Genomic DNA, 21,753 nt, shown 5'->3' with positions numbered 1-21,753 from the left:
GTTAGAATAGCAATGTAACAACGAATAGGGGGCCTGCCTTGTGAACAAAAGAGACTTTGTCATCCATGATCTGCTCAGTAAAATCTATCAAAAACATTATTCAGACTGGAAGCTTCCTACAGAAAGAGAATTGGCAGCGCAATATAAGGTTTCCAGATTTACAATACAAGAATCCATTAAGAAGCTGAAATATATGGGTATGGTTAAGGTTGTCCAGGGCTCGGGTATTTTTATTAACAAAAATATTCAAGCCAGTCCGCTGATCTACAACTCACTTACAGAAAATCCTTATTCCAATATTCAGTCTAAGGTCATCGAACTGCAGAAGCTTCCTTCCACCCCTAGTGACCAGCAAATCTTTAATATAACTGCCGAGGATGAAGTGTGGATGTACCAGCGCTTGAGAATCGTTAACTATCAGACAATGCAGATTGAGCAGTCGAGATTGCCTGCGACATTATTCCCTGTATTAACACAGAAGGATGCCGAGAATTCCATTCAGTCATTTGTGAAAAAGCATAAGTTTACTATCTCACATTACCTGAATACTTATGAGGCAATCTCGCTTGATAAAGAACAAGCGATGTTCTTGCAGCAAAAAAAGAAAAGTCCAGCAATGAAAATTTCAAGCCGTGGAATTCTGAATAACGGTACCATTTTTGAAATCAGTGAAATTGTGGCTGTCGACTATAAGTGCACGTACTTGACGGCCTTCAACAACGAGCATCACAAAAGAAGAAACCTCTGATACGCAGCTAATCATTGACCTGAAACTCTCCGTGCTGACCGCCTGTGCCGGAGAGTCTTTTGCTGCGCCTTAATTACGGCGTCATTAGCGTCCCGTCGGGTAATCTGGCCTGTGTCCATTCATGCATACGGTATTCCACCGGGAAGGCACCTGCCTGTTCCTCATTGAACGCCACGCCGATGCCCGGCAGATCAAGCGGATAAATATAGCCATCAATGGCGTCAATATTGTGCGAAAATACGCTGCGGGTGTTTGCTTTAATCGGAATATTCTCCTGAATCGCTGCATTATGCAGATGAATGTTGAGATGTGTATTGACGGCAATTCCAATTGGCGTAATATCGGATGGTGTATGCCAGGCGATACGAACCCCGAAAGCCTCGCATAATGCTCCAAGCTTCAGCGCAGGTGTAATTCCCCCGATTTGGGATACATGGCAGCGGATGAAATCAATCTGTCTACCCGCAATCAGGTTTCTCCATTCCAGCGGATTGTTGAACAGTTCGCCTGTGGCAATCGCCGTTGACGTTTGTGAGCGGATCTGCCCTAACCATTCATTCTGATCCGGCGGCAAAATATCCTCGATAAAGTAGGGTTTATACGGTTCGACCGCTTTGGCAAACTGCACGGCCTGATTGGGGAATAACCGCTCGTGAACATCATGAAGAATATGGAACCGGTTGTTATACTTTTCCCGCAAAAGAGCAAACATTCTGACCGTAGTCTCCATATACTCGTCCTGATCATAATAGGAGCCCGCTGTGGAAGTGGCCGGAGAGTGCAGCTGTGAAGGATTCCCTCCGTAGAAGCCAAGCTGGCAACGGATGTGCTTGTATCCTTGTTCAAGGAGTCCATCGATCTCGCTGTACAGATCTTCAATATTGTCAGCAACTGCATGAGTATATGCCGGAATGGCATCCCGTGATTTGCCGCCAAACAGCTGATACAATGGCATACCGGCGAGCTTGCCTTTAATATCCCATAGAGCCATATCAACACCGGAAACTGCATTATTCAGAATAGGTCCGTTGCGCCAGTATGAATTGACCATCATCATATGCCACAAGTCTTCAATATGGTTGGCGTCACGGCCAAGTAAAATCGGTCTGAGGTATTCCTCTATGACGAGCTGGACGGCTTTGGGCCGTTGTTGAAAAGTGGCGCAGCCATATCCAATGACTCCATTACCCGTAGTTACCCTGACAACCACCAGATTATGACGGTCAGGTTTTAGTATAAAGCTTTCCACATTAGTGATGATGGAAGGGTTCATGTTTCTCCTCTTTTCTACAATTTCTAAGAGTATTGAACCATAGTTTGAAAGGAAGAATCAATTTGGTTTGGTAAACCGGTTGAATAACGAAAGATATCAGTCCAATTATGATGAAAATTGAATAAAAACCCTTTGTTATAAAGGTTTTTTTGATAAAGGCGAACCATTTTGGACTGCTTTTATTAGAAGTTTCTTTATGATACTATTCAGTGTGTAAACGGAACCAATATCCATTAGGACAGGAGAATTCTTGATGAGCAAAGAGAAAGCGATTAAGGACATGATTGCAGGTATAGGCGGTGAGGAGAATATTGAAAACGCTTGGCATTGTATGACACGACTTAGATTTGAGCTGAAAGATAAAAATAAAGTGGATATTGCGAAAATCAAAGAGTTGGACCCAGTACTTGGTGCGCAGTTCAATCAAGACCAGTTTCAAATAATACTAGGTCCTAAAGTCGGAGAATATTACACCGTTCTGGCTAATGAGCTCAAGCTGAAGGATGCGCAGAGTCCTGAAGAGGAGAAGGGAAGCAAGCAAAAAGTAGGTTTTGTTACTCTCTTCATGAACATAGTATCTGGCGTATTCGGGCCCATTGTACCAGCAATTGCAGGTGCGGGATTAATCAAAGGACTTATTGCCGGTTTGACTGCACTTCATTACATCTCGGATAAAAGTGAGACCTTTCAAATAATAAATATGATGGCCAGCGGTGTGTTCACTTTCCTGCCATTCTTCCTGGCAGCCTCGGCGGCCAAGATTTTTAAGACCAATCAGTATTTGGCCATTGCCATAGCGGCAACTATTATGTTCCCAACGATGGTGGATGCGGCGAAAGCCGGTGAAATATCCTCCTTTCATTTCCTTAATCTGCTCCCGATTCCTGTTTTCAACTATAGCGGAACTGTCATCCCGATTATTTTTGCCGTTTGGGCGATGAGTTATATTTATGGCTGGGTTAACAAGATTGTTCCGGAAGTGCTCAGAACGGTAGTTACACCAACGTTGACTCTATTTATCTCTGGATTTATGGCTTTAGCTGTTATTGGTCCAATCGGTGTCTATTTAGGAAACGGACTGGCTTGGCTGGTTCAAGGCTTGTTTGACATCTCCCCTGTTCTGGCTGGTGTGGTTGTTGGTGCGATTCGTCCAATAGCTGTCTTTACGGGCATGCACCATGCCATGACCCCAATTGCGCTGCAGAACTTTGCAACACAAGGCTACGATATGTTAATGCCAATGATGTGTATGGCTAACTTCTCGATTGTAGGCGCAACCTTTGCCGTGTATTTTAAAGTGAAGACCCCGAAAGAAAAAACAATTATCGTCTCCGCTGCCGTCTCCGGCTTGCTGGGAATAACAGAGCCCGCTTTGTTCGGGGTGTTAGCAAAGTACAAAAAAGCCTTCTTGGCTGCCACGATTGCTAGTACGGTTGCTTCCGCCTACATTAGTTTCTTCGGTGTCCGTTTGTACGGATATGTACTGTCCAGTATTTTCAGTATTCCGGCATACATCGGCCCCTACTTTGTCTATGCAATTTCGGGAATGTTCATTGCGGTTGCGGTAGGTTTTACCGTTTGCAATCTACTTCTGAGTAAAAATGATGTTGAAAATGCCAATAAAGCCTCCCTGCAGTCTGCACAGTAATGCAGCAAATATGTTATTTGTGGGAAGCATTACAGGCCCGAACTTAATTTTCGCAGGTAGCCTTAAATTTTGCTGTATAACGTTTTCGAAAGATAATGAAAAGCCCGCACTCGGCCTAACTGGCTGACTGTGGGCTTTTGTCTTAGATAAGATCCTGTCCGACAGGAACAAGGCAAAGCAAGAAGGGAGGGGGAATTTATCCTATTGCAACGTTTGTGCCAAAATAACGTTACAGAATACCCTAAATAGGAACGCTTTTTGTGCCATAGTGAATTACAACTCACATTAGTGTCCACAAGAAGCCAAAAGACAGGGAGAAGATCGAGTCTGTCCCCGATCCAATCTCCAGCCTTTTTGTCGTTGCGGCAAATTCCCATCTTCTTACAGGGGTGACTGTTAACCTTGATTTGCAAACGGGAACCATCCTGGGGTATTGATAATTTTCTGCCATAATGGATCGGAAATCCCCAATTGTTCTTGATCATTTAAAGTTAACTCAGTACGAATTTCACTTTCCTTACCTTGAGTTATTTTTTCAACCCAATCTGGATCGATAATCAATTCTCGTCCAAGTGCTATAAAAGGGACCCCCGATTGTAACGCTCTAAGCGCATCATCAGGTGTATGGATTGAACCTACACCGATAACGGGAACTCTTTGCCCAACGAGCTCATAAATAATTTCCATTCTAGAGCGATTGTCCTCTACTCCACGTCTAGGCTTAGACCAGAAGTTCATTAAAGAGACATGCAAATAATCCAAGTTTTGGTTTGCCAGGGCATCTATCAATTTTAGCGTATCGGCCATTGTAATACCGGGTGTCATTTCTTCTTCTGGGGACAACCGATATCCCACTAGAAACGGCTGTTTGGCATGTTCAGCCACCACTTTTTTCACTTCATCTACAATAGCGAGCGGAAAAGCCATACGTTTGTCTACATTTCCTCCCCAGCGATCATCACGCCGGTTTGTGTATGGTGAGAAAAATTGTTGAATTAGAAATCGATTTGCCCCGTGAATCTCTACCCCGTCGAAACCAGCCTCGATCGCCCTACGGGTGCTAGCGCCAAACGCATGAATGATCTCTATAATTTCCTGCTCTTCGAGTGCTCGAGGGATCACACTTCCCCCTTCCTTAGCAACCGCACTCGCACTTACAATCTTACCATTGGGTACCACTTCGGGCAGACATTCGCGACCACCATGAAATATTTGTAGAATGGCTTTTGCCCCGTGTTTCTTAATTGCTGTTGCCAAACGTTGCAGGCTTGGGATCATATCATCACGATCAGCCCCCACCTCTCCACCAAACATCTTCCCATTTGGTGTCACCACGGTACTTCCAGTGACAGCTATTCCAACGCCGTTCGAACGACTTTCGTAATACGCGGTTATCTCATCAGATAGCGTACCGTCTTGCTGAGAATAAGAAATGGTCATTGGTGCAAGAACGACGCGGTTCTTTACTTCGACCCCATTCTTGAAACGAAACGGCTCCATTAAAGGTTGATATTTAGGGTTCATAGTTGTTCACTCCTGTTATCTTTTCTGTAATTACTAAACGTATTAGTGATATATTTTCACGTTGGTTCGTGTTTGTTGTAGACTTCCTCCTTCCCCGTATAACGGCTATGATATTTGTTGGAGTCGGCTTTAAGTCAAGACATAAATATAGAATTAGTTGTTCCAAGGTTAGAGACTTGACTTGGAGCCGACTCTAAGATGTATAATGCCCTAAGTTTCAATTTCCGGAGGTGCGGGATGATAACCGAGCAAACGTTCACGATAAAGCAAACTGCGGAGCTAACTGGACTTTCTGAGGACACGATCCGTTATTACGAAAAGATTAATTTGCTCCCTCAGGCGGACAGGAAGGACAATGGGCATCGAGTCTACCACCAGAAGGACATCAATACGATCCGATTGATAGTCTGTCTGAAAAAAACGGGGATTTCCCTGGAGGCAATGAAGCCATTTTTGAAGGTCTCCGCTGACGCTGATCCCGCTGAACATCTGGAGTTGGTTGAGGAATTAAGGAGCCAACGGGATAATATTGTCAGCCAAATCTCATCACTTCAGCAAATCGTTGATTTCATTGACATAAAGTTGGAAGAAGGGAGACCCCGAGGGGAATGCTCAGATCAAACTCCAGACGGCGTTCTAGAAGAATTTAAGGAGACAAAAACAAAGCCCATTTCCGTCGTAGAGATGAGTTATTTTTCCGCATCTGCGAAAACGGGCAAGTTACCAAATGCGATTAAATAAGCTTGTTAGCTCAATCAAACAGTGGCAGTCTAGGACTTTTTTCTTATCTAGGACTGCCACTTTTATGTGCCGGGGTCATTCTATATAGATTGAACTTAAAAACTTGAGATAAGGAAAAGGAGGAACGGAGGGGGATTTTGGAACTGGAGGAGCGGTGGTGTCCGCCTGAAAGCTTTCCGAAGGAAAGCTAGCATCGAAAGCATAAGCAGTCTTCGGATTTCTACCGCTAAGAGCGGTATTGATCAAGAAATTCTTACGACAACAACGCCGGAAGTCCAAATATTCACCGTAGTTGCGACTGATCCTGAACTCTAAAACCTTAAGTTCAACCTATATAATACTTTATTTTCTATAAATACTCTGAAGATATGATTGAGACTGAGCATATGAGATTTGCATGTGCCGAGCGGATTGCGGAATGTAATTAGTTCATGCGAAAGAATGCTTTCGCAGCCCAGCTGCTTGAGCAGGCCAAGGCTGCGGGGCGGGAGGTTCGTCAGGACGAAACTGTCTATCAGGGAGGATAAAAGCAGTAAAAAGGCTCCAAACGTCAATACCGCTTATCATCTACTCAATAATTCCGGCAAACTGCATGTAGTTTGCCGGAATTATTTGTGTCCCGGGCTATGCTCTCTGTGTTTTTGATCAGCGGCTGCTTGCTTGAGCAAATTAGGCGCAAGAGAAAGCTACCTGACCTCAAGCCTCACTTTCTCCATAAATTTAAATTTTAACTTTGACATTCCGGGAAATCGCATATAAGATAGCTAATATGAATAGAAATGATAATCATTATCAATATAACGATAACGATTATCATAGAAAACTTATATCTGAATATCAGGGGGATTTACAAAATGCACAAAAGGTTGTTGAGTTTAGTTCTGGTTATTGCTGTCATACTGGTTGTGGCAGGTTGTGGATCCAACAATACGAAAAGTCCGGCAGCTAACGAAAGCGCAACCGGCAATGCAACTGCAACTGCAACTGCAACGAATGCTGGCAGTGAAGCGGCGAGTGGCCCGATTGTGCTGAAGGATGCTAAAGGTGAGGTTAAGCTGGACAAGCCTGCACAAAAGGTCGTAGTGCTGGAGTGGACATTTACTGAAGATATTATTGCCCTCGGCATGCAGCCGGTAGGGAATGCCGATAACGAAAACTATAAGGTGTGGGTAACTGGCGAAGCGCCCCTGGATGCAGGCGTGACTGATGTCGGTACACGCGGTGAGCCGAATCTGGAGACGATTGCGGCGCTGAAGCCGGATTTGATTATTGCGAATACAGACAGCCATGAAGCTATCTATGAGCAATTGAAGGGCATTGCGCCAACGCTGATTTTCGGCCTGTATCCGCCTGAAGGCCAAGGCGATCAATACACGATGATGGAAGACATCTTCAAAACGATTGCAGCCGCTGTCGGCAAGACCGCGGAAGGTGATAAGGTCCTGGCAGATTTGGATGCGCATTATGCGGATGCCAAGACGAAGCTGGCCGCTGCAGGCAAGGAAGGCTTGAACTATGTACTGACGCAAGCCTACAGCTATCAGAATGCAGCGACGATGCGTCTATTTACGGATAATTCTCTGGCGGTACAGACGCTGGACCGGATCGGCTTGAAGAACGACTGGAAACCCGAAGCTTTTGAGGCTTACGGATTCAGCACATCGACAGTTGAAGCATTGCCTGCGGTTCAGGATACCAATCTGATCTATATCGTCCAGAAGGATGATGATATTTTCTCGAACGAACTGAAGGATAATTCCGTCTGGAAAGGCCTTACCTTCGTGAAGGAGAAACGCACCTTTGGATTAGGCAGCGCAACTTGGGTGTTCGGCGGTCCGGTCTCCTCCAAGGTTATCGTGGATGAAGTTGTAAATAGTTTAACGAAATGAGTACTTTGATGAACGAGAATAGTAGCAAGGCATCCCCAATCGGAATGACCTGGCGGCTAATTGGAATATTTGGGGGCGGCCTTGCCGTCCTCTTCGTTCTATTCCTCCTGAGCCTCGGCTTCGGAGAGGCCAAAATTCCGGCAGCCACCCTATTGGATGGATTGCTGAACCGCCAGGATGTGATGGAGCATAATCTGCTCTGGGATATCCGGATGCCGCGTACGGTTATCGGGATTCTGGCCGGGGCTGCTTTAGCTGCGGCTGGCGCATTACTGCAAACCATAACGAAGAACCCGCTCGCATCCTCGGATACGCTGGGGATTAATGCCGGGGCTTACTTTATGGTTGTCCTAGGTGTGGTTGCTTTCCCGGCTATGCAGCAGCAGTTCCCGTTTTTGCTGGCTGCGGGAGGGGGACTTCTGGCGGCAATGGCCGCCTATTTCCTGGGCGGAGGCAAGGCGGCTACGCCTGTCCGGCTGGCCTTATCGGGTATGATCGTATCTATGGTATTGGGTGCGTTCACATCTGCCTTACATATCTTCAAACAGACGGAAACACAAAATTTATTCTTATGGGGCGCAGGTTCCCTGATTCAACTGGACTGGGATGGTGTCCGGTACGCTTGGCCTTTCGTCCTTGCGCTGATTGGGGCGGCAGTATTCGCCGGCCGGCAATTCGATGCGCTTGAGCTTGATGAGTCAACCGCCCGCTCGCTGGGACAGCGTGTGGGGTTAACCCGGGCAGTGGGCCTGGGCATATCGGTGCTCATGGCTGCGATCGTGGTCAGTGTGGTCGGACCGATAGGTTTCGTCGGTCTGGTCGCTCCGCATCTGGTCCGGCTTAGCGGTATCCGCAAGCATCGCCTGCTTATTCCCGCGAGTGCCTTGTGGGGAGCATTGCTCATTACGGCAGCGGATACGCTTGCGCGTGTGGTGCGGAGCAATGTAGGTGAGATACCGGTCGGTGCGGTTATGGCGATTATTGGAGCGCCATGGCTCATTTGGCTGGTGCTTACCAAGATGAAGAATATTTCCGGTTCAGGCTCCGGACAGTCATCCATGAGCGTTGGGGGAGCCGCGCTGCGTATGCGTTTTGTTCCTACGGCGATATTCATGACCGCACTGCTCCTCGTTGTCATCCTTGTGAGCTTATCGCTTGGGGGAACGAGAATTCCGCTGGCTGATTTGCTGAGCAGTCTTATCCCCGGGGGAGATCAATCGTTTTCTGTGCTGCTGAATCTGCGGCTTCCGCGTACTCTCGTTGCAGCTTGCGGCGGTATCGCGCTGGCCGTCAGCGGTGTCTTAATTCAAAGCGCTGTCCGCAATCCGCTGGCCGACGCTTCGATTATCGGCGTGACCTCAGGCGCCGGGCTTGGTGCGATGATCGTACTGTTCGTATGGCCTGCATTGACGGTAGTTGTTTTACCTTTAGCCGCAATTGCAGGTGGGGTTGTCGCAGCAGCCCTTGTATTCTTTCTGGCCTGGCGCAAAGCCTTGAATCCGTCCGTGCTCATCCTGCTCGGAATCGCTGTATCGGCAGTCGGCTCTGCGGGCATACAGGTTATGATCGTTAAGGCAAGCCTGTGGAGCAGCAGTTCCTTTATTTGGCTGACGGGTTCGACCTATGGCCGGGGCTGGAATCAGTTTTACAGCCTGTTTATCTTTCTGATTGTCCTTGTGCCGGTTGCATATTATCTGGGCCGGAAATTTGATTTGCTGGCGTTTGGCGACGAGAGTTCAACAGGTTTTGGCTTGCCGGTTCGGGGAACTCGGCTGTGGGCTATGATTATCGGCGTTTTGCTTGCAGCGGGAGCCGTTGCCAGCGTAGGGACAATCGGATTTCTCGGGCTTATGGCGCCGCATGCAGTACGGATGATGATCGGGCATCACACGAGACGCTCCATTATTTTGTCGGGACTGCTGGGGGGATTAATGCTGGTCATTGCCGATACGATCGGAAGAACCATAATGGCCCCGATAGAAATACCGTCAGGCCTGATTATTATGATCATTGGAGCTCCATATTTCCTGTTTCTAATGTATCGTTCGCTTGTCAGCAAGAAGTAAAAGGGATGAAGAGAACTAGAATGACTTAAAACCGGTACCTTTTTAGGTATCGGTTTTTTGTTTGTACGCTCAGTCAATTGTATAAACCACCCAGTCTCCCTGATCGTTCTGACCGAGAGCGTACATCATTTTGACATCCTCAATCGTCTGAGTATTCGTATCCAAACGTTGTCCGGTAACGGTAATGTGTAAATTACCATTCATCGGATTTGGCTCAATGCTCTCGATCGCTGTAAACCGATACTGGAATTGTTCGCCGTAATAATACTTCATAGCGTCAACCAGCTTTTCATTCACAAAACCGGCATTATAATCCGTGTTGTTATGCTCAACCAACGCTACAAGATTCTTTTCGAGTGCGGTAAGCGCCGACACGTTTTCTTCAGTTAACTGATCTTCGTAGGATTTCAGGTCTATGAACATTCCCGAATCAAAATTAGATACATCCTCCAGATCTGTCTCGGTAATATCTTGTTCTTTTACCACACTATTACCGTTCAAAGGACGTTGGGATTCTGTCTGTGTAACATCGTTTCCGGGTGTGTTTACTGCTGTGTTGGATTGATTTGGACCTCCAGCGCACGCGGTTAAGAGGATGAAAGCCGTCAATAGGATGGAAACCAGGGTAGATTTAAGCATTGTATCCCACCTTTTTTGAATATGATAATAAGACGGCATTGCTTATGAAAAGTTGCATTTGGCTTCATACAGACATGTAGAATGTGCCGGAACAAGAATAAAGCCCTTCCGGCTTCCTATTGGGAAGCGAAAGGGCTGGAAAGTTTGCTTTCTCGTGATCTGGAACTTCGTTGTGGTGTATACTGGTTATTCTGTAATCTAGACTTCTTCCGCAGTGATCGTTTTCAGCTTCTGTCCGGATTCCTTCTCGGACGTTTGTCCCACTTGTTTGATGAAGAAGGAGAGCAGCAATCCGAGAATACCGATTCCCACAATTACGAGATAGGCGTCATTGATGCCCTGAATCGAAGCTTCCATTATCATGTGCTCCTGTGTTGCGCCCTTGGCGCCACCTGCAGCCATCATCTCCTGCATATGAGTCGTGGTACGGCTTGTCATCACGGTTACAAGCAGAGAAGTGCCTACGGCACCGGCCACTTGTCTAACGGTATTGGAGATGGCTGTACCGTGCGCATTAAGCTTGGCTGGCAATTGATTCAACCCTAAGGTTTGTATAGGCATGAGGAGCAGAGCCATCCCGATCCGCCGGCCTGTGGACATAAGTACCAGATAACTGTAGCTGGTCGAGTCTGTCAAGTTCACAAAGCTTAGCGTCGTCGCAATCGTGATCAGTAGACCGATGATGGCCAGCCATTTTGCGCCGAACCGGTCAAACAGCTTGCCGGTGACCGGCATGAGCAGTCCCATTATAAGTGCGCCGGGAAGCAGCAGCAGACCGGATTCCATGGCTGTATATCCGCGCGCATTCTGAAGATACAGAGGCAGCAGCATCATATCGGCGTACATCACGATCGTAACCGCGATACTTATGACAGTGGTTAAAGAGAACATATTGTATTTGAAGGCCCGGAGATCAAGAAGCGGGTTTTGGGAAGCCAACTGCCGCCAAGTAAACAAGGCAAGGGAAAGGATGCCTGCACCGAGAGACAAAAGCACCTCCGCGCTCGACCAGCCTGCGCTTGCAGCCCGGCTGAAGCCATACAGCAAAGTTCCGAAACCGATGGTGGAAAGGATGACGCTGACCATATCAATTTTGGGATAAGAACGTGTCGATACATTCCGCAAATAAATAAATCCGCAGATGATCACAATGACAGTAAGTGGGATCATCCCGTAAAACATCATTTCCCATGTGTAATGTTCCAAAATATATCCGGCCAGAGTTGGCCCTATCGCAGGTGCGAAAATAATCGCTAACCCGACCATACCCATGGCTGCTCCCCGCTTTTCACGAGGAAAGAGGGCTAATATGACATTGGTAAGCAGCGGCATAATAATCCCAGCGCCGGCTGCCTGAATCATGCGCCCGGTCAGCAGAAGGGGGAAGCTTGTGGCAAGGGCCGATACGATCGTTCCTGCCAGGAAAATAAACATGGAAGTCTGGAAAAGCTCGCGCGTAGTAAACCGTTGCATTAAATAAGCCGTAATCGGAATCAGCACTCCGTTAACGAGCATATAACCTGTTGTCAGCCACTGGGCCGTTGCCGCCGAGATGTTAAAATCAATCATTAATCCCGGCACGGCAACGCTCATCACTGTCTGATTCAACGTCGCAAGAAAGGCTCCCAAAATCATAATGAATAAGATGGGTCCCTTTTTTATGGAACTGCTCGTTGCTCCTATCTCTTTACTCACTCCACTCCATCCTTTCAAATCGTAGATCTTGGACTTAATATACAATGTGTTGTATAGTTTACAATGTATAAATCAGATTATAAATGAAATTTACATGTAAGCAAGCAACGTTTTCTGAAAAAGTGTTTATTAGTTTACAATTAACTCGAATTTGTAGTTTTACTGTATAAAAAGCTACAATTCTTTTAAAGATGTAGTTTACGATGTGAAAGTAGAAGAATGGAGCGAGAAGGATGAATAAAACAACGTCGCGAACAGATCCACGCATACTCCGCACGCGTCAATTGCTTAGAAATGCCGTGATTGAACTGCTAGAGGAAATGGATATCGAGAAAATTTCGGTAAACCGCATTGCAGAGCGGGCAAAAATCAATCGCGTTACGTTTTATCTGCATTACCGGGATCTCCCGGATATGCTGGAGAAGATGGCAGATGATATGGTCGAGGACATTCATCAGGTAGTAAACAATCATTCGGAGTTGGCAGACAAGGAGGATTGGCCACTGCTGGAGAACCTTCTCAAGCATATTGAGGAAAATGCAAGATTTTACAAAGTTATTCTTACGTCGAGACAAATTACGATCTTCACGGATCGTTTGTTCAAGCTGCTGTCGGAAATGATTGCTGAAAGACTGGAGCGAAAGCAAGGCGACCCGGGGGACTCGTCAGCAAACATACAAAGAGAGATCGCCATTTGGTACGGTTCCGCAGCCTTGATTGGTACGATTGTCGCCTGGCTTCGAAAGGACATGCCCTATACACCGTCCTATCTGGCCAGACAAATAACGTTGCTCCCCTCTCAATAACAGATCAATAGAATATAGGTGATTATTGACTTCGGTAGCACATTCAAATATAATCTAACCAGTTAGTTATAAAAAGAGGTGAAAACCATGACGCCAGCAGAGAGCGGGAGCAAGGGCAATGGTAAGCGAAGTTCAAGAACTTACGATGCAGCCCGAACCAAGGGGATGATTCTTGACGCAGCGGAGGAGACGTTTGCCGAGCTCGGTTATTCAGCAGCACGAATCGACGGGATTGCGAAGGCTTCGGGGTATAACAAAAGCCTGATCTATCAGTATTTCGGCGATAAGCTGGGACTTTACACTGAAGTAGTCAAACGTGCCGACCAGATTAGTGAACAGGTAACTGGGGCGGCAATCGCCGAGCTGTTGAAGAACCCAAGTCTCATGAGTGACCCTGTTGTATTCAAGAGTTTTCTGGAGAAGATTACCCGGCATATGTATGAGTTTCTCCTGGAGTACCCGCGATATTTGAAAATTCTATTCTGGGAGGCCGCTGAGGATTGGAAGACCTGGAATCAAATCACCTACCGCCCGGATGATATGACTCAGCTGCATGAGCTGGCCATAGCCGCGAAGCAGAATGGAATCCTCCGGCAGGATTTCGATCCGGCGATGTTTCCGATTCTGATTCTGAATGTGACGACAGCGACACTTCAGTCCTTTTCACGCTACAAGAAAGTGATGGGGAAGCTGGACTCCCCGGAGATGAAGGAGCACACCATGGATCAGATTGCGAAGTTTGTCATTTATGGTGTCATGGAGCCATCTTTACTGTAGAAGATGGCTTATATTTTCATCAAATATAACTAACTAGTTAGTTTATAAAGGAGGCGATAATGTGAATGCTATTATTCAGACTGAAGGCTTAACGAAACATTACGGAAGCCATCATGCTGTAGACGGAATATCACTGCATGTTGAGCAAGGGGAAATCTACGGATTTCTGGGACTGAATGGTGCGGGCAAAACGACGACGATACGCATGCTGCTGGGGATGATCCGGCCGGATTCCGGAGCTTCCTATTTGTTCGGACAACGTGTGGATGCCGGCAGTCACAAGCTGTGGGCGAACGTCGGATACATGGTGGAGACCCCTTATTCTTATCCTGAGCTAACGGTCCGTGAGAATCTGGAGATCATCCGCCGTCTGCGGGGCATACCGGAACACGATGCTATAGATGCCGTAATGGACAAGCTGCAGCTAACCGCCTACCGGGACCGCAAGGCCGGTAAGTTGTCACTCGGCAACGGGCAGCGGCTGGGCCTGGCCAAAGCAATGCTGCATAATCCAAAAGTGCTGATTCTGGATGAGCCGACGAACGGACTGGATCCCGCTGGAATTGTGGAGGTACGGCAGCTGCTTAACGAGCTTGCCCTGACTCACGGGGTGACAATATTTATCTCCAGCCATATCCTGGGAGAGGTCGCCAGACTGGCGACACGGATCGGTATTGTTCATCATGGCAAGCTGCTTCAGGAAACGGAGGTCAGGGAGCTGCAGCATGTTCTCCGGAAACATCTGCTTGTGCAGACCCGTAATCCTGAAGCTGCCCGGATAAAGCTGCTTCAGCACGGCTATAAGGTGAAATTCTCCGAGGAAGGGCTGCGGCTCTCCGACGATCATGCGATAGCTAGTCCGGAGCAGATCGCGAAGCTGCTGGTCCATGCAAATATGCCGCCCATTCAGTTGAGTGTAGAAGAAGAGGATCTGGAAGCTTATTTTCTTAGAAAAATTGAAACCGGAGGGGGAGCAACAGAATGAATCAATGGTTATCAGCCACAGGGGGAGAAATCTTGAAGCTTCGCCGGTCCAGGCTGCTATGGATATCACTCGGCACCAGCATCCTGCTGCCGGTTATGCTGGGGCTCGTATTTTCCGGATCGCTGGGTTCTCAGAACAACATAGAGAGTATATTGGATGTGCCGGGGTTTATGGATGAGCTTGGTTATGTGGTTTCGATCGGAGGCTTGATCGGATTCGGTTTTATATACAGTTGGATATTCGGCCGGGAATACTCTGACCGTACGGTTAAGGATTTACTGGCATTGCCGCGTTCCCGTTACAGTGTGGCAGCCGCTAAATTAATGGTTGCCACAGTTTGGTGTGAGGTCCTGGCACTCCTTATGTTTGCGATTGGAGGCCTTACCGCCTGGTTTGTCCAGTTGGATGGCTGGAGCCTTGAGATCATCGCGCAAAGCTTCAGGGAATATGTATTGCTCAGTCTTATGGTCATCTGCCTATGCATCCCGGTAGCCTGGATGGCCAGCGTTGGACGCGGGTATATGTCTGCGTTTGGGTTCATTGTGCTTACAATCGTGATTTCCCAGCTTGGCGGAGGCATTGGAATTACGGAATATATTCCATGGGCCATCCCCGGGCTCCTCAGCGGCGCTTCGGGGGAGGGAAATGCCCATTTGCAGGCTCTGAGTCTCAGCCTTCCGTATCTGACCGGTGGTATTGGCTTGATCGGCACACTCTCATGGTGGCGTTATGCTGACCAAGCATAATTGATAAAAGGGGCGTCTCACTCCACCGGGTAGCGCGGCAGCTCCACGATGACTGAGGTTCCCTTGGTGAATTCGCTCTCGATGCGCAGGCGGCCGCCATGCAGCTCGATAATTTCTTTGCAGATGGCAAGGCCCAGTCCGCTTCCGGACTGGCGTGATCTGCCTTTGAAGAATTTGGTCCCGAGCTTCGTGAGGTCGTCAGCTTCGATGCCTTCCCCGTTGTCCGCGACTGTGATGATAATTAGGGTTTCATTATAGTCCGCCGTGAGGCGGACCTCCCCCTGGGCGGGAGTGAATTTGAAAGCATTGTCCAGCAGATTTACAAAAACCTGCTTTAACCGGTTGAAATCCCCATCCACGGGCAGCGGCTGATCGGGAATATCGGCATAGAGCCGGATTTGTTTGGTCTGGCCCCGGTACCTGAACTGCAGCAGAAGATCCTCAAGCAGACCCCTGAGGTCATAAGGCTGGAGCGAGACCTTTATCTCCCCAGCCTGGAATTTGGAGAAATCCAGCAAATCCTCGACCAGACCAATCAGACGATCCGTTTCCCCGGTCATTACCTCAAGACCCTGCAGGGTCTCTTTTTTATCAGACAAATCACCCACAAGCAGCGTTTCACCCCAGCCTTTGATCGAGGTAAGGGGAGTGCGCAGCTCATGCGTGACGGAAGAGATGAAATCATATTTGATTTTTTCGCTTTTGACCATTTCCTCTGACATGTAATTCAGTGTGACCGCCAAGGTGCCGACCTCATCGTCATACCGTTTTTCCGCCCTTACGTCAAAGTTTCCGGTAGCCATCTCTTTGGCGACAGAGGTTAATTGCTGAATAGGTCCAACGATCCGTTTAGCGATAATCAGGCTGAGTACAAAGCCAAAAAGAATGACGAGCAGCCCGACCCAGGCGGCATTCAGGACAATGTTGATAATAACGTCGTAGAGGGGCTCTGCTGAAACAGAGTAGCGCAGTACCCCAATGTTCTCCCCGGATTCCCTCAAAGGAATGGAAACAGCCATTATCCGTTCACCGTTGAGAGGGGTAATACTCTGGTAGGTCCCCTTGCCGCTGATCAAAGCATCTTTGACGTCAGGGGTCTCAATATGCTCCGAGCTTGCGAAGCCGAATGAATTGATAATGACATCACCTGCCGGACTGAGCACTTCAACCTTACTGCTCTCTTCAGTCGAAAGGTTCTCCAGAATGTACCGGGCCCGTTCATTGATCGAGTAGCCCTCCAGATACTTGTTGAAAAAGGTGGCGGAGGTAACGGCCCGGGAAGACAGGGTCTCCATCGCGCTGCCCAGGTAGTAGTAATGGACTGCTACAATAAATACCCCCTCCAGCAGCAGGACGATCAGGAGCAGAACAATGGTGATGTAGACGATAAGCCTAGACCTGATTCCCTTCAGCAATGTTAGACCCTCCATAGATAGCCGAATCCCCAGACCGTTTCGAGGTATTGTGGTCCGGAAGAGCCCTGCCCGATTTTTTGGCGGATTCGGCTGATATTAACATCTACTATCTTAAGCTCTCCCATAAAATATTGCCCCCATACGGAGGTGAGAATATCGTCACGGTTCATAGCCTTGTTAGGCTGCTCCATAAGCAGTTTGACGATGGAAAATTCCGTGGGCGTCAGGGGAATCTCGAGCTTGTCTTTCAGTAATTTGCGTTCATCCAGCATCAGTGTAAATGGAGGAAGCTCAATATGGTTCTCTTGTGCGGACACTTCTCCCGGATACATCCGCCGGTAGAGCGACCGGACCCGGGCAACCAGCTCAACCGGACTGAAGGGCTTAACCACATAGTCGTCTGCACCGGATTCCAGCCCCATCACCTTATCGACTTCCTGGCTTTTGGCAGTCAGCATAATAATGCCAAGCCGGGGGAACATGCCCCGCAGGCGTTCACACACCTCGAAGCCGCTGACACCGGGAAGCATCAGGTCCAGAATAGCAATATCAAAATCCTTCTGATCCCGGGCGGCAGCCAGAGCCTCTTCGCCTGTGGAGGCCTCGACAACCTCGAAGCCCGCACGCTTAAGATTGATAAGCAGAAAATCGCGTATGGGCTTCTCATCTTCCAGTACCAGCACTTTCATGGGTGCCCTCCTTGTTCTAGCTATTGCTGGGGCTTCTGCGGCGTGCCGGCCAGCTGCTGCACTTCGTCAAGCGTCAGCTTTAGCTGCTCATACTCCTGAAGGGAGGAGCCGGTCAGCTTGCCGGCTGCATCTGCGGATGGAAGAACAGCAACAAGCACGGTTGGCGCTGTACTATCCTCCGTATTTTGCAGCTCATACAGCAGTTTATAGGTTGCGTTCTTCGCCAGCAGTGCCGCTTCGGCAGTCTGCCAATCCTTTTTGGAGAACTGGCGCAGCTCCAGAAGCGGGGCCTGCTCAGCAGAGTCTGCATTGGTGTAGTTAAAGCGGATATGATCAAACGGCGTAGGGGACTCCTCCGGGGCCACAAGCTTGTATTTGCCGGTCCAGGATTGCGGAATGTGGAAATTGAAGCCCCATCTGTCGAAATGCTCCTCCACAAACTTCAGTCCCGATTGCCCATCCCACTGATAATATTTAGTAATAAAGGGAGTGGCCAGCGGGGCAAAGCTCTCTGTACCCGAAGGAGGGACAAGGAACCCGATCTCGACAATGCCATCACCGTTAATATCTGAGCTATACAGCGGGTAATCCTTGATCGCCATATTGTTCTCACCCAGCAAACCGTTTGCTTCCGAAACAAGTGGCCCCAGCACAATATCCCTGCTGTCTGCCAATTCGTCACGCTGATAATCCTCTGTTGCAAGTATATCAATAAATTTGCCATTTTCCCAAGTCAGCAGAGAAGTGTAGGAGGAATGTGCACCAACCGCCGCATCAATGAACAGGGCGTTTTTGGATGGTGCTGCTTTTGTAAACAAGGCTTGAAACACATACCCGTCGATGGTCTGGTCAGACAAGGTCTGCAGCTTGCCGTCATGAAGCCGGATTACCTGCAGGTGGGATTGCGGCTGGGTATCCGTGGTGAACGTTCCCTGGATCAGGGCGATATCCGTCTGACCTTCATTGGTCAGATTGCCGACAACCAGCTGGTCGTAAGGCTGCTTGAGCTTTTCGGTCAGCTCACCACCACTCAGACTGTAGACGGACAGCTCCTTGCTCAAGCCTTCGCCGCCGCTGAACCCTAGCAGCATATCCGCGGCTCCGTCTGCGGTAACATCTATAAACTGTACGTAATCCAGCTCACTGCCGACTCCCGTAATCGTAGTCAGCTTTTTCCAGTCGGCGCCGGGTTTGGACAATACGAGGGTATTGATTTCATAATCCGTTTTGTCCGTCTTATAGAAGGCCAGAATTTCATCCTGACCATCCTTGTCGAGATCCTGCAATTGAATGGCACTGCCGGATTCGGAATTGACGGGCACCGTCAGGTGGGCATTCGCCGGAAGAAAAGACTTCACAATACTTGTAATAGTGCCATCGGCACTGCCCTGCGAAGGGGCTCGGAGTAAATCACTGGGAGTCTTGGGTGCACCGCAGCCTGCGGCAATAATAGATAATAAGAGAAGGGCGCTTAGGCCAGATTTATTCATAAGATATAATCTCCTTTAGTTCATCTGTGGCTAGTATATCCCAACCCTTCGGCAAAGTAGTTTCAAAATGGTAAAGGCTAAACGGAAGCCTGGCTGCGGCGGGGGTTCCAATACTTATTAGTCTTGATGTAACCCCTCATAAAACGCTCTGACATCCATCTGCTCGGGCAGCCCCGAAACTCCGCCGTCTCCCAGCTCTACAATAATCCAGCTTCCCTCTGCAGTTTTGGCGATGTCCATGGTGAAGAAGCGGCTTGTAATCGTGCGGGCAATCTCCATAAAAGGGGTCAGATCCGGCTGATCCTCATCGTAGGTAACATCATCCCAGTAATTCAGAAAAGCTATGATTTGATGATCCAGAAAAAATATTCGGTATTCCTTGGAAAGCGGCATGCCGCTCTTATCGTGTGACTGCAGGTACTCCAGAGGAACGAATTCACGGATAACGATTCCTTCGCTCAGTCCAGCCCCGGTAAATTGCAGATTCCCTAGAGAGCGCGGGTGGAATCTGCCGGATGGACCGGGCAGCCTGGCCTTCCATTAAGGATCCAATGAAACGAGCTCCGTCTTGAAGCCGGCAGCTTGAGCTGCGTCCCACTCTGTTTCATAATCTATATCAACCCTCTTGGCATCCAGCGGATCCTGGCAGAAAATAATTCTCATAATACTCTCCCTCATCCCTTAAGCTTGTTTACCTTCCATTATACTCTCTTTGGTAGCTCAGCGAATTCAGCATGCTCAGCGATTACGGAAATCAGGGAACCGGGAAATATTGGTGTCCAATAAAAATAAAGTTAGACTCACGATGCTGATTTGACGCACTTTTTATGCGAGGAAATCGTTTGCCTTTGAAAAATAAGTATTAGACTATTGACCAGCGCTTTTAACTGGCGTTTATGCTACTTATAATTCATTCTCTACTGTTTTCAAAAAAGAAAGCACAGCAGCATTCATCTGCTCCAGCCCCCGTTGTTCAATCGGAAAATGACCAGCACCCTCTAAAATTACATATTCTTTTCTACATTTTATATTGTCAAAAAACGGTTTACTGAAGCTATAAGGAGTCATAGGGTCTAATTGAGGATGAACGAGTAATACCGGACAAACATCAAAATTCTCAGGTTTTATTACCGGTTTCATATTTAAGAACGTTCTTAATAAGCGTAAAGGGATTTTCGTGCCTGCCGCATGAGCATCGTTCATAATGAGCTTGGTCATTTCGACATTGTTCGTAATCAATTTCATCCGAGATACGTTATTAACAGAGATATGCAAGGAATCTAATAAAAAAGGGAATTTGTCCATAAAAAATTTACCTAACCGACTAATGAGTTTGTTAGGAGCTAACTGATCACGAACTTTCGAATCACTCGTATCAACAAATGTCGTTGCAATTAACCCTTTGACTCGCTTACTTTGTGCAGCGGTGTGATAAGCTAACATGCCTCCAATACTGGTGCCTAGTAAGATAATAGGCTTGCCATCCCGTTTCAACTCCCGATCGATCAATTCAATAAGTATGTCAATCCAAAGCTGATAATCCAATAATTTTACCGAATTTGTATAACTTAAACCATAAGGCGGCAGATCCGGCGACACTACTTCATAACCGTATTTTTGCAGTATTCGTGCATAAGGAGCCAACAATCTGCCATTGCCACCAGCACCATGAATGAAAACAATTTTTAATTTTGCATGCGGAACAGGCATACGATCCAGATGAATATGAAGATTGTTCCAAGTCATCCATTCTTCTGTTGGTAAATGGTTTTCATTTACCTGCATTTCTTCAGGAAAAAACTTTTGATATTGTTTCCAATAGGTCACCGATTGATTATATGTTGAAAACTTATTCATGAATTTGCAGTTCCTTTCTCCAAGCTTACATAGGACTCGCCGAAAACATTCTACATGCAGTCTAATCTTTATTTCCTTAGTCTACAACTTTATTTTCATCGGACAATTGGCGGGATAAATGCCCGCAGCTCATGTGCAGCTAGTAGCATTCAGTGTGTGACACATGTTAATTACAGATTTTTTTTGCAAACTTATAATTACTTGGCATTAGTAAAATAAGGGGATGAAAAGCAGAAAATGAAGAGGGACGCCGTGTTTTACATTGTAGCAGGAATGATTGCAATTACTCTGCTGTCTAATTTAATTGCGTATCGTTCATTACCGGACCAGATGGGAATACAGGTGAAATCATTCCAGTTCAAGGCTGATGATTTCACTAACTATATTCCCAAGCTGGGATTCCTTTTCTTGATACCGGGTATTCAAATTGTTGCATCTATTTTTAGGGGGGGAGGAAAATCTAAGACCTCTCTGTTAGTGTTAAACACAGTTTTAGTAATTGTGAACAGCTTCACCATTTATATAAATCTTTAGCTATATAAGTTGAACTTTAGACTTACCGATCCGGCATAGAACGCAACTACGGTGAATATTTGGACTTCCGCCGCTGTTGTCTTCAGATTTCTTGGTTTTAACCGCAATTAGCGGTAGAAATCCGAAGACAAAGGTGGTCGCTATCGCTCCTACAGTTCCAAAATTCCAGAACAAAAGCATCCCTTTACGTGTAAGGGATGCTTTTGTTGAATGTAAGCGTTTATAGGTTCC

At 47.4% G+C, this 21,753-nt stretch carries 19 protein-coding genes; 9 read left to right on the top strand and 10 right to left on the bottom strand.

Going from position 1 to position 21,753, the window contains the following annotated elements; all coding sequences use genetic code 11:
- The first annotated feature begins 40 nt into the window (after positions 1 to 40).
- Complete coding sequence (locus ACQ76X_RS14735; RefSeq protein ID WP_076112612.1) at positions 41 to 748, top strand: GntR family transcriptional regulator; 708 nt, start codon at positions 41 to 43, stop codon at positions 746 to 748.
- A 73-nt stretch (positions 749 to 821) separates the two neighbouring features.
- Here the strand turns inward: ACQ76X_RS14735 and ACQ76X_RS14730 are convergent, their stop codons facing one another.
- Positions 822 to 2,021 carry an enolase C-terminal domain-like protein gene (locus tag ACQ76X_RS14730; protein WP_438494813.1) on the bottom strand — a complete coding sequence of 400 codons (1,200 nt, stop codon included), beginning with the start codon at positions 2,019 to 2,021 and terminating at the stop codon, positions 822 to 824.
- A 253-nt stretch (positions 2,022 to 2,274) separates the two neighbouring features.
- On the opposite strand from ACQ76X_RS14730, the gene ACQ76X_RS14725 reads away from it, so the two are divergent.
- Positions 2,275 to 3,669 (top strand): PTS transporter subunit EIIC, encoded by a 1,395-nt coding sequence (locus ACQ76X_RS14725; protein ID WP_340896589.1) that lies wholly within the window; start codon positions 2,275 to 2,277, stop codon positions 3,667 to 3,669.
- Positions 3,670 to 4,065: 396 nt separating this feature from the next.
- Here the strand turns inward: ACQ76X_RS14725 and ACQ76X_RS14720 are convergent, their stop codons facing one another.
- On the bottom strand, positions 4,066 to 5,193 hold the full coding sequence (locus ACQ76X_RS14720) for an NADH-dependent flavin oxidoreductase (RefSeq protein ID WP_438494812.1): 1,128 nt from the start codon (positions 5,191 to 5,193) through the stop codon (positions 4,066 to 4,068).
- Between the two features lie 237 nt (positions 5,194 to 5,430).
- Here ACQ76X_RS14720 and ACQ76X_RS14715 point away from each other — a divergent pair, with 237 nt between their 5' ends.
- The 3 genes from ACQ76X_RS14715 (at position 5,431) to ACQ76X_RS14705 (ending at position 9,889) form a co-directional block, all read left to right on the top strand.
- Entirely contained in the window at positions 5,431 to 5,934 is a 504-nt protein-coding gene (locus ACQ76X_RS14715; RefSeq protein ID WP_340896593.1) for a MerR family transcriptional regulator, read from the top strand.
- Positions 5,935 to 6,788: 854 nt separating this feature from the next.
- Entirely contained in the window at positions 6,789 to 7,823 is a 1,035-nt protein-coding gene (locus ACQ76X_RS14710; RefSeq protein ID WP_438494811.1) for an ABC transporter substrate-binding protein, read from the top strand.
- A gap of 8 nt (positions 7,824 to 7,831) precedes the next feature.
- On the top strand, positions 7,832 to 9,889 hold the full coding sequence (locus tag ACQ76X_RS14705) for an iron ABC transporter permease (protein ID WP_438494810.1): 2,058 nt from the start codon (positions 7,832 to 7,834) through the stop codon (positions 9,887 to 9,889).
- 69 nt (positions 9,890 to 9,958) lie between these two features.
- Here the strand turns inward: ACQ76X_RS14705 and ACQ76X_RS14700 are convergent, their stop codons facing one another.
- Both ACQ76X_RS14700 and ACQ76X_RS14695 read right to left on the bottom strand, forming a co-directional pair.
- Positions 9,959 to 10,528, bottom strand: coding sequence for a hypothetical protein (locus ACQ76X_RS14700; protein WP_438494809.1), 570 nt, complete (start codon positions 10,526 to 10,528; stop codon positions 9,959 to 9,961).
- A gap of 198 nt (positions 10,529 to 10,726) precedes the next feature.
- Positions 10,727 to 12,163 (bottom strand): DHA2 family efflux MFS transporter permease subunit, encoded by a 1,437-nt coding sequence (locus tag ACQ76X_RS14695; protein ID WP_438494866.1) that lies wholly within the window; start codon positions 12,161 to 12,163, stop codon positions 10,727 to 10,729.
- Positions 12,164 to 12,456: 293 nt separating this feature from the next.
- On the opposite strand from ACQ76X_RS14695, the gene ACQ76X_RS14690 reads away from it, so the two are divergent.
- The 4 genes from ACQ76X_RS14690 (at position 12,457) to ACQ76X_RS14675 (ending at position 15,537) form a co-directional block, all read left to right on the top strand.
- Positions 12,457 to 13,029: a TetR-like C-terminal domain-containing protein gene (locus tag ACQ76X_RS14690; protein WP_438494808.1), complete on the top strand. Its 573-nt coding sequence runs from the start codon at positions 12,457 to 12,459 to the stop codon at positions 13,027 to 13,029.
- An 87-nt stretch (positions 13,030 to 13,116) separates the two neighbouring features.
- Positions 13,117 to 13,806 carry a TetR/AcrR family transcriptional regulator gene (locus tag ACQ76X_RS14685; protein WP_438494807.1) on the top strand — a complete coding sequence of 230 codons (690 nt, stop codon included), beginning with the start codon at positions 13,117 to 13,119 and terminating at the stop codon, positions 13,804 to 13,806.
- 61 nt (positions 13,807 to 13,867) lie between these two features.
- The gene (locus ACQ76X_RS14680; protein WP_438494806.1) at positions 13,868 to 14,791 is read left to right on the top strand and encodes an ABC transporter ATP-binding protein; all 924 of its coding nucleotides are present in this window, start codon (positions 13,868 to 13,870) and stop codon (positions 14,789 to 14,791) included.
- Positions 14,788 to 15,537 (top strand): ABC transporter permease, encoded by a 750-nt coding sequence (locus ACQ76X_RS14675; RefSeq protein ID WP_438494805.1) that lies wholly within the window; start codon positions 14,788 to 14,790, stop codon positions 15,535 to 15,537. Before ACQ76X_RS14680 ends, ACQ76X_RS14675 begins: the two co-directional genes overlap by 4 nt.
- A gap of 17 nt (positions 15,538 to 15,554) precedes the next feature.
- Here ACQ76X_RS14675 and ACQ76X_RS14670 read toward each other — a convergent pair whose 3' ends face one another.
- The 6 genes from ACQ76X_RS14670 to ACQ76X_RS14645 all read right to left on the bottom strand — a co-directional run bounded on the left by ACQ76X_RS14670 (position 15,555) and on the right by ACQ76X_RS14645 (position 20,988).
- Positions 15,555 to 16,952: an ATP-binding protein gene (locus ACQ76X_RS14670; protein WP_340896611.1), complete on the bottom strand. Its 1,398-nt coding sequence runs from the start codon at positions 16,950 to 16,952 to the stop codon at positions 15,555 to 15,557.
- Positions 16,953 to 16,954: 2 nt separating this feature from the next.
- Positions 16,955 to 17,641, bottom strand: a complete 687-nt coding sequence (locus tag ACQ76X_RS14665; protein WP_438494804.1) for a response regulator transcription factor — start codon at positions 17,639 to 17,641, stop codon at positions 16,955 to 16,957.
- A gap of 20 nt (positions 17,642 to 17,661) precedes the next feature.
- Complete coding sequence (locus tag ACQ76X_RS14660) at positions 17,662 to 19,131, bottom strand: VCBS repeat-containing protein (protein WP_438494803.1); 1,470 nt, start codon at positions 19,129 to 19,131, stop codon at positions 17,662 to 17,664.
- A 117-nt stretch (positions 19,132 to 19,248) separates the two neighbouring features.
- Positions 19,249 to 19,581 carry an ATP-grasp domain-containing protein gene (locus tag ACQ76X_RS14655; protein WP_438494865.1) on the bottom strand — a complete coding sequence of 111 codons (333 nt, stop codon included), beginning with the start codon at positions 19,579 to 19,581 and terminating at the stop codon, positions 19,249 to 19,251.
- A gap of 90 nt (positions 19,582 to 19,671) precedes the next feature.
- Positions 19,672 to 19,794, bottom strand: coding sequence for a hypothetical protein (locus tag ACQ76X_RS14650; RefSeq protein WP_438494802.1), 123 nt, complete (start codon positions 19,792 to 19,794; stop codon positions 19,672 to 19,674).
- A 240-nt stretch (positions 19,795 to 20,034) separates the two neighbouring features.
- Positions 20,035 to 20,988, bottom strand: a complete 954-nt coding sequence (locus ACQ76X_RS14645) for an alpha/beta hydrolase (protein WP_438494801.1) — start codon at positions 20,986 to 20,988, stop codon at positions 20,035 to 20,037.
- Positions 20,989 to 21,753 lie beyond the last annotated feature (765 nt).

Origin of the sequence: Paenibacillus sp. IHBB 3054 (genome assembly GCF_051594305.1) — a bacterium.
In the GTDB taxonomy this organism is placed as follows: domain Bacteria; phylum Bacillota; class Bacilli; order Paenibacillales; family Paenibacillaceae; genus Paenibacillus_AQ.
The sequence above is the reverse complement of the archived record's forward strand: the minus strand, read 5'-3'. Positions and strand labels throughout refer to the sequence as shown.

What these genes read in the sequence shown, in the direction of transcription:
- ACQ76X_RS14675 (WP_438494805.1), top strand. Translation starts at nt 14,788, where the DNA reads ATGAATCAATGGTTATCAGCCACAGGGGGAGAAATCTTGAAGCTTCGC.
- ACQ76X_RS14660 (WP_438494803.1), bottom strand. Translation starts at nt 19,131, where the DNA reads ATGAATAAATCTGGCCTAAGCGCCCTTCTCTTATTATCTATTATTGCC.
- ACQ76X_RS14695 (WP_438494866.1), bottom strand. Translation starts at nt 12,163, where the DNA reads ATGATTTTGGGAGCCTTTCTTGCGACGTTGAATCAGACAGTGATGAGC.
- ACQ76X_RS14645 (WP_438494801.1), bottom strand. Translation starts at nt 20,988, where the DNA reads ATGAATAAGTTTTCAACATATAATCAATCGGTGACCTATTGGAAACAA.
- ACQ76X_RS14705 (WP_438494810.1), top strand. Translation starts at nt 7,832, where the DNA reads ATGAACGAGAATAGTAGCAAGGCATCCCCAATCGGAATGACCTGGCGG.
- ACQ76X_RS14685 (WP_438494807.1), top strand. Translation starts at nt 13,117, where the DNA reads ATGACGCCAGCAGAGAGCGGGAGCAAGGGCAATGGTAAGCGAAGTTCA.
- ACQ76X_RS14725 (WP_340896589.1), top strand. Translation starts at nt 2,275, where the DNA reads ATGAGCAAAGAGAAAGCGATTAAGGACATGATTGCAGGTATAGGCGGT.
- ACQ76X_RS14715 (WP_340896593.1), top strand. Translation starts at nt 5,431, where the DNA reads ATGATAACCGAGCAAACGTTCACGATAAAGCAAACTGCGGAGCTAACT.
- ACQ76X_RS14650 (WP_438494802.1), bottom strand. Translation starts at nt 19,794, where the DNA reads ATGAGAATTATTTTCTGCCAGGATCCGCTGGATGCCAAGAGGGTTGAT.
- ACQ76X_RS14720 (WP_438494812.1), bottom strand. Translation starts at nt 5,193, where the DNA reads ATGAACCCTAAATATCAACCTTTAATGGAGCCGTTTCGTTTCAAGAAT.
- ACQ76X_RS14710 (WP_438494811.1), top strand. Translation starts at nt 6,789, where the DNA reads ATGCACAAAAGGTTGTTGAGTTTAGTTCTGGTTATTGCTGTCATACTG.
- ACQ76X_RS14730 (WP_438494813.1), bottom strand. Translation starts at nt 2,021, where the DNA reads ATGAACCCTTCCATCATCACTAATGTGGAAAGCTTTATACTAAAACCT.
- ACQ76X_RS14690 (WP_438494808.1), top strand. Translation starts at nt 12,457, where the DNA reads ATGAATAAAACAACGTCGCGAACAGATCCACGCATACTCCGCACGCGT.
- ACQ76X_RS14665 (WP_438494804.1), bottom strand. Translation starts at nt 17,641, where the DNA reads ATGAAAGTGCTGGTACTGGAAGATGAGAAGCCCATACGCGATTTTCTG.
- ACQ76X_RS14700 (WP_438494809.1), bottom strand. Translation starts at nt 10,528, where the DNA reads ATGCTTAAATCTACCCTGGTTTCCATCCTATTGACGGCTTTCATCCTC.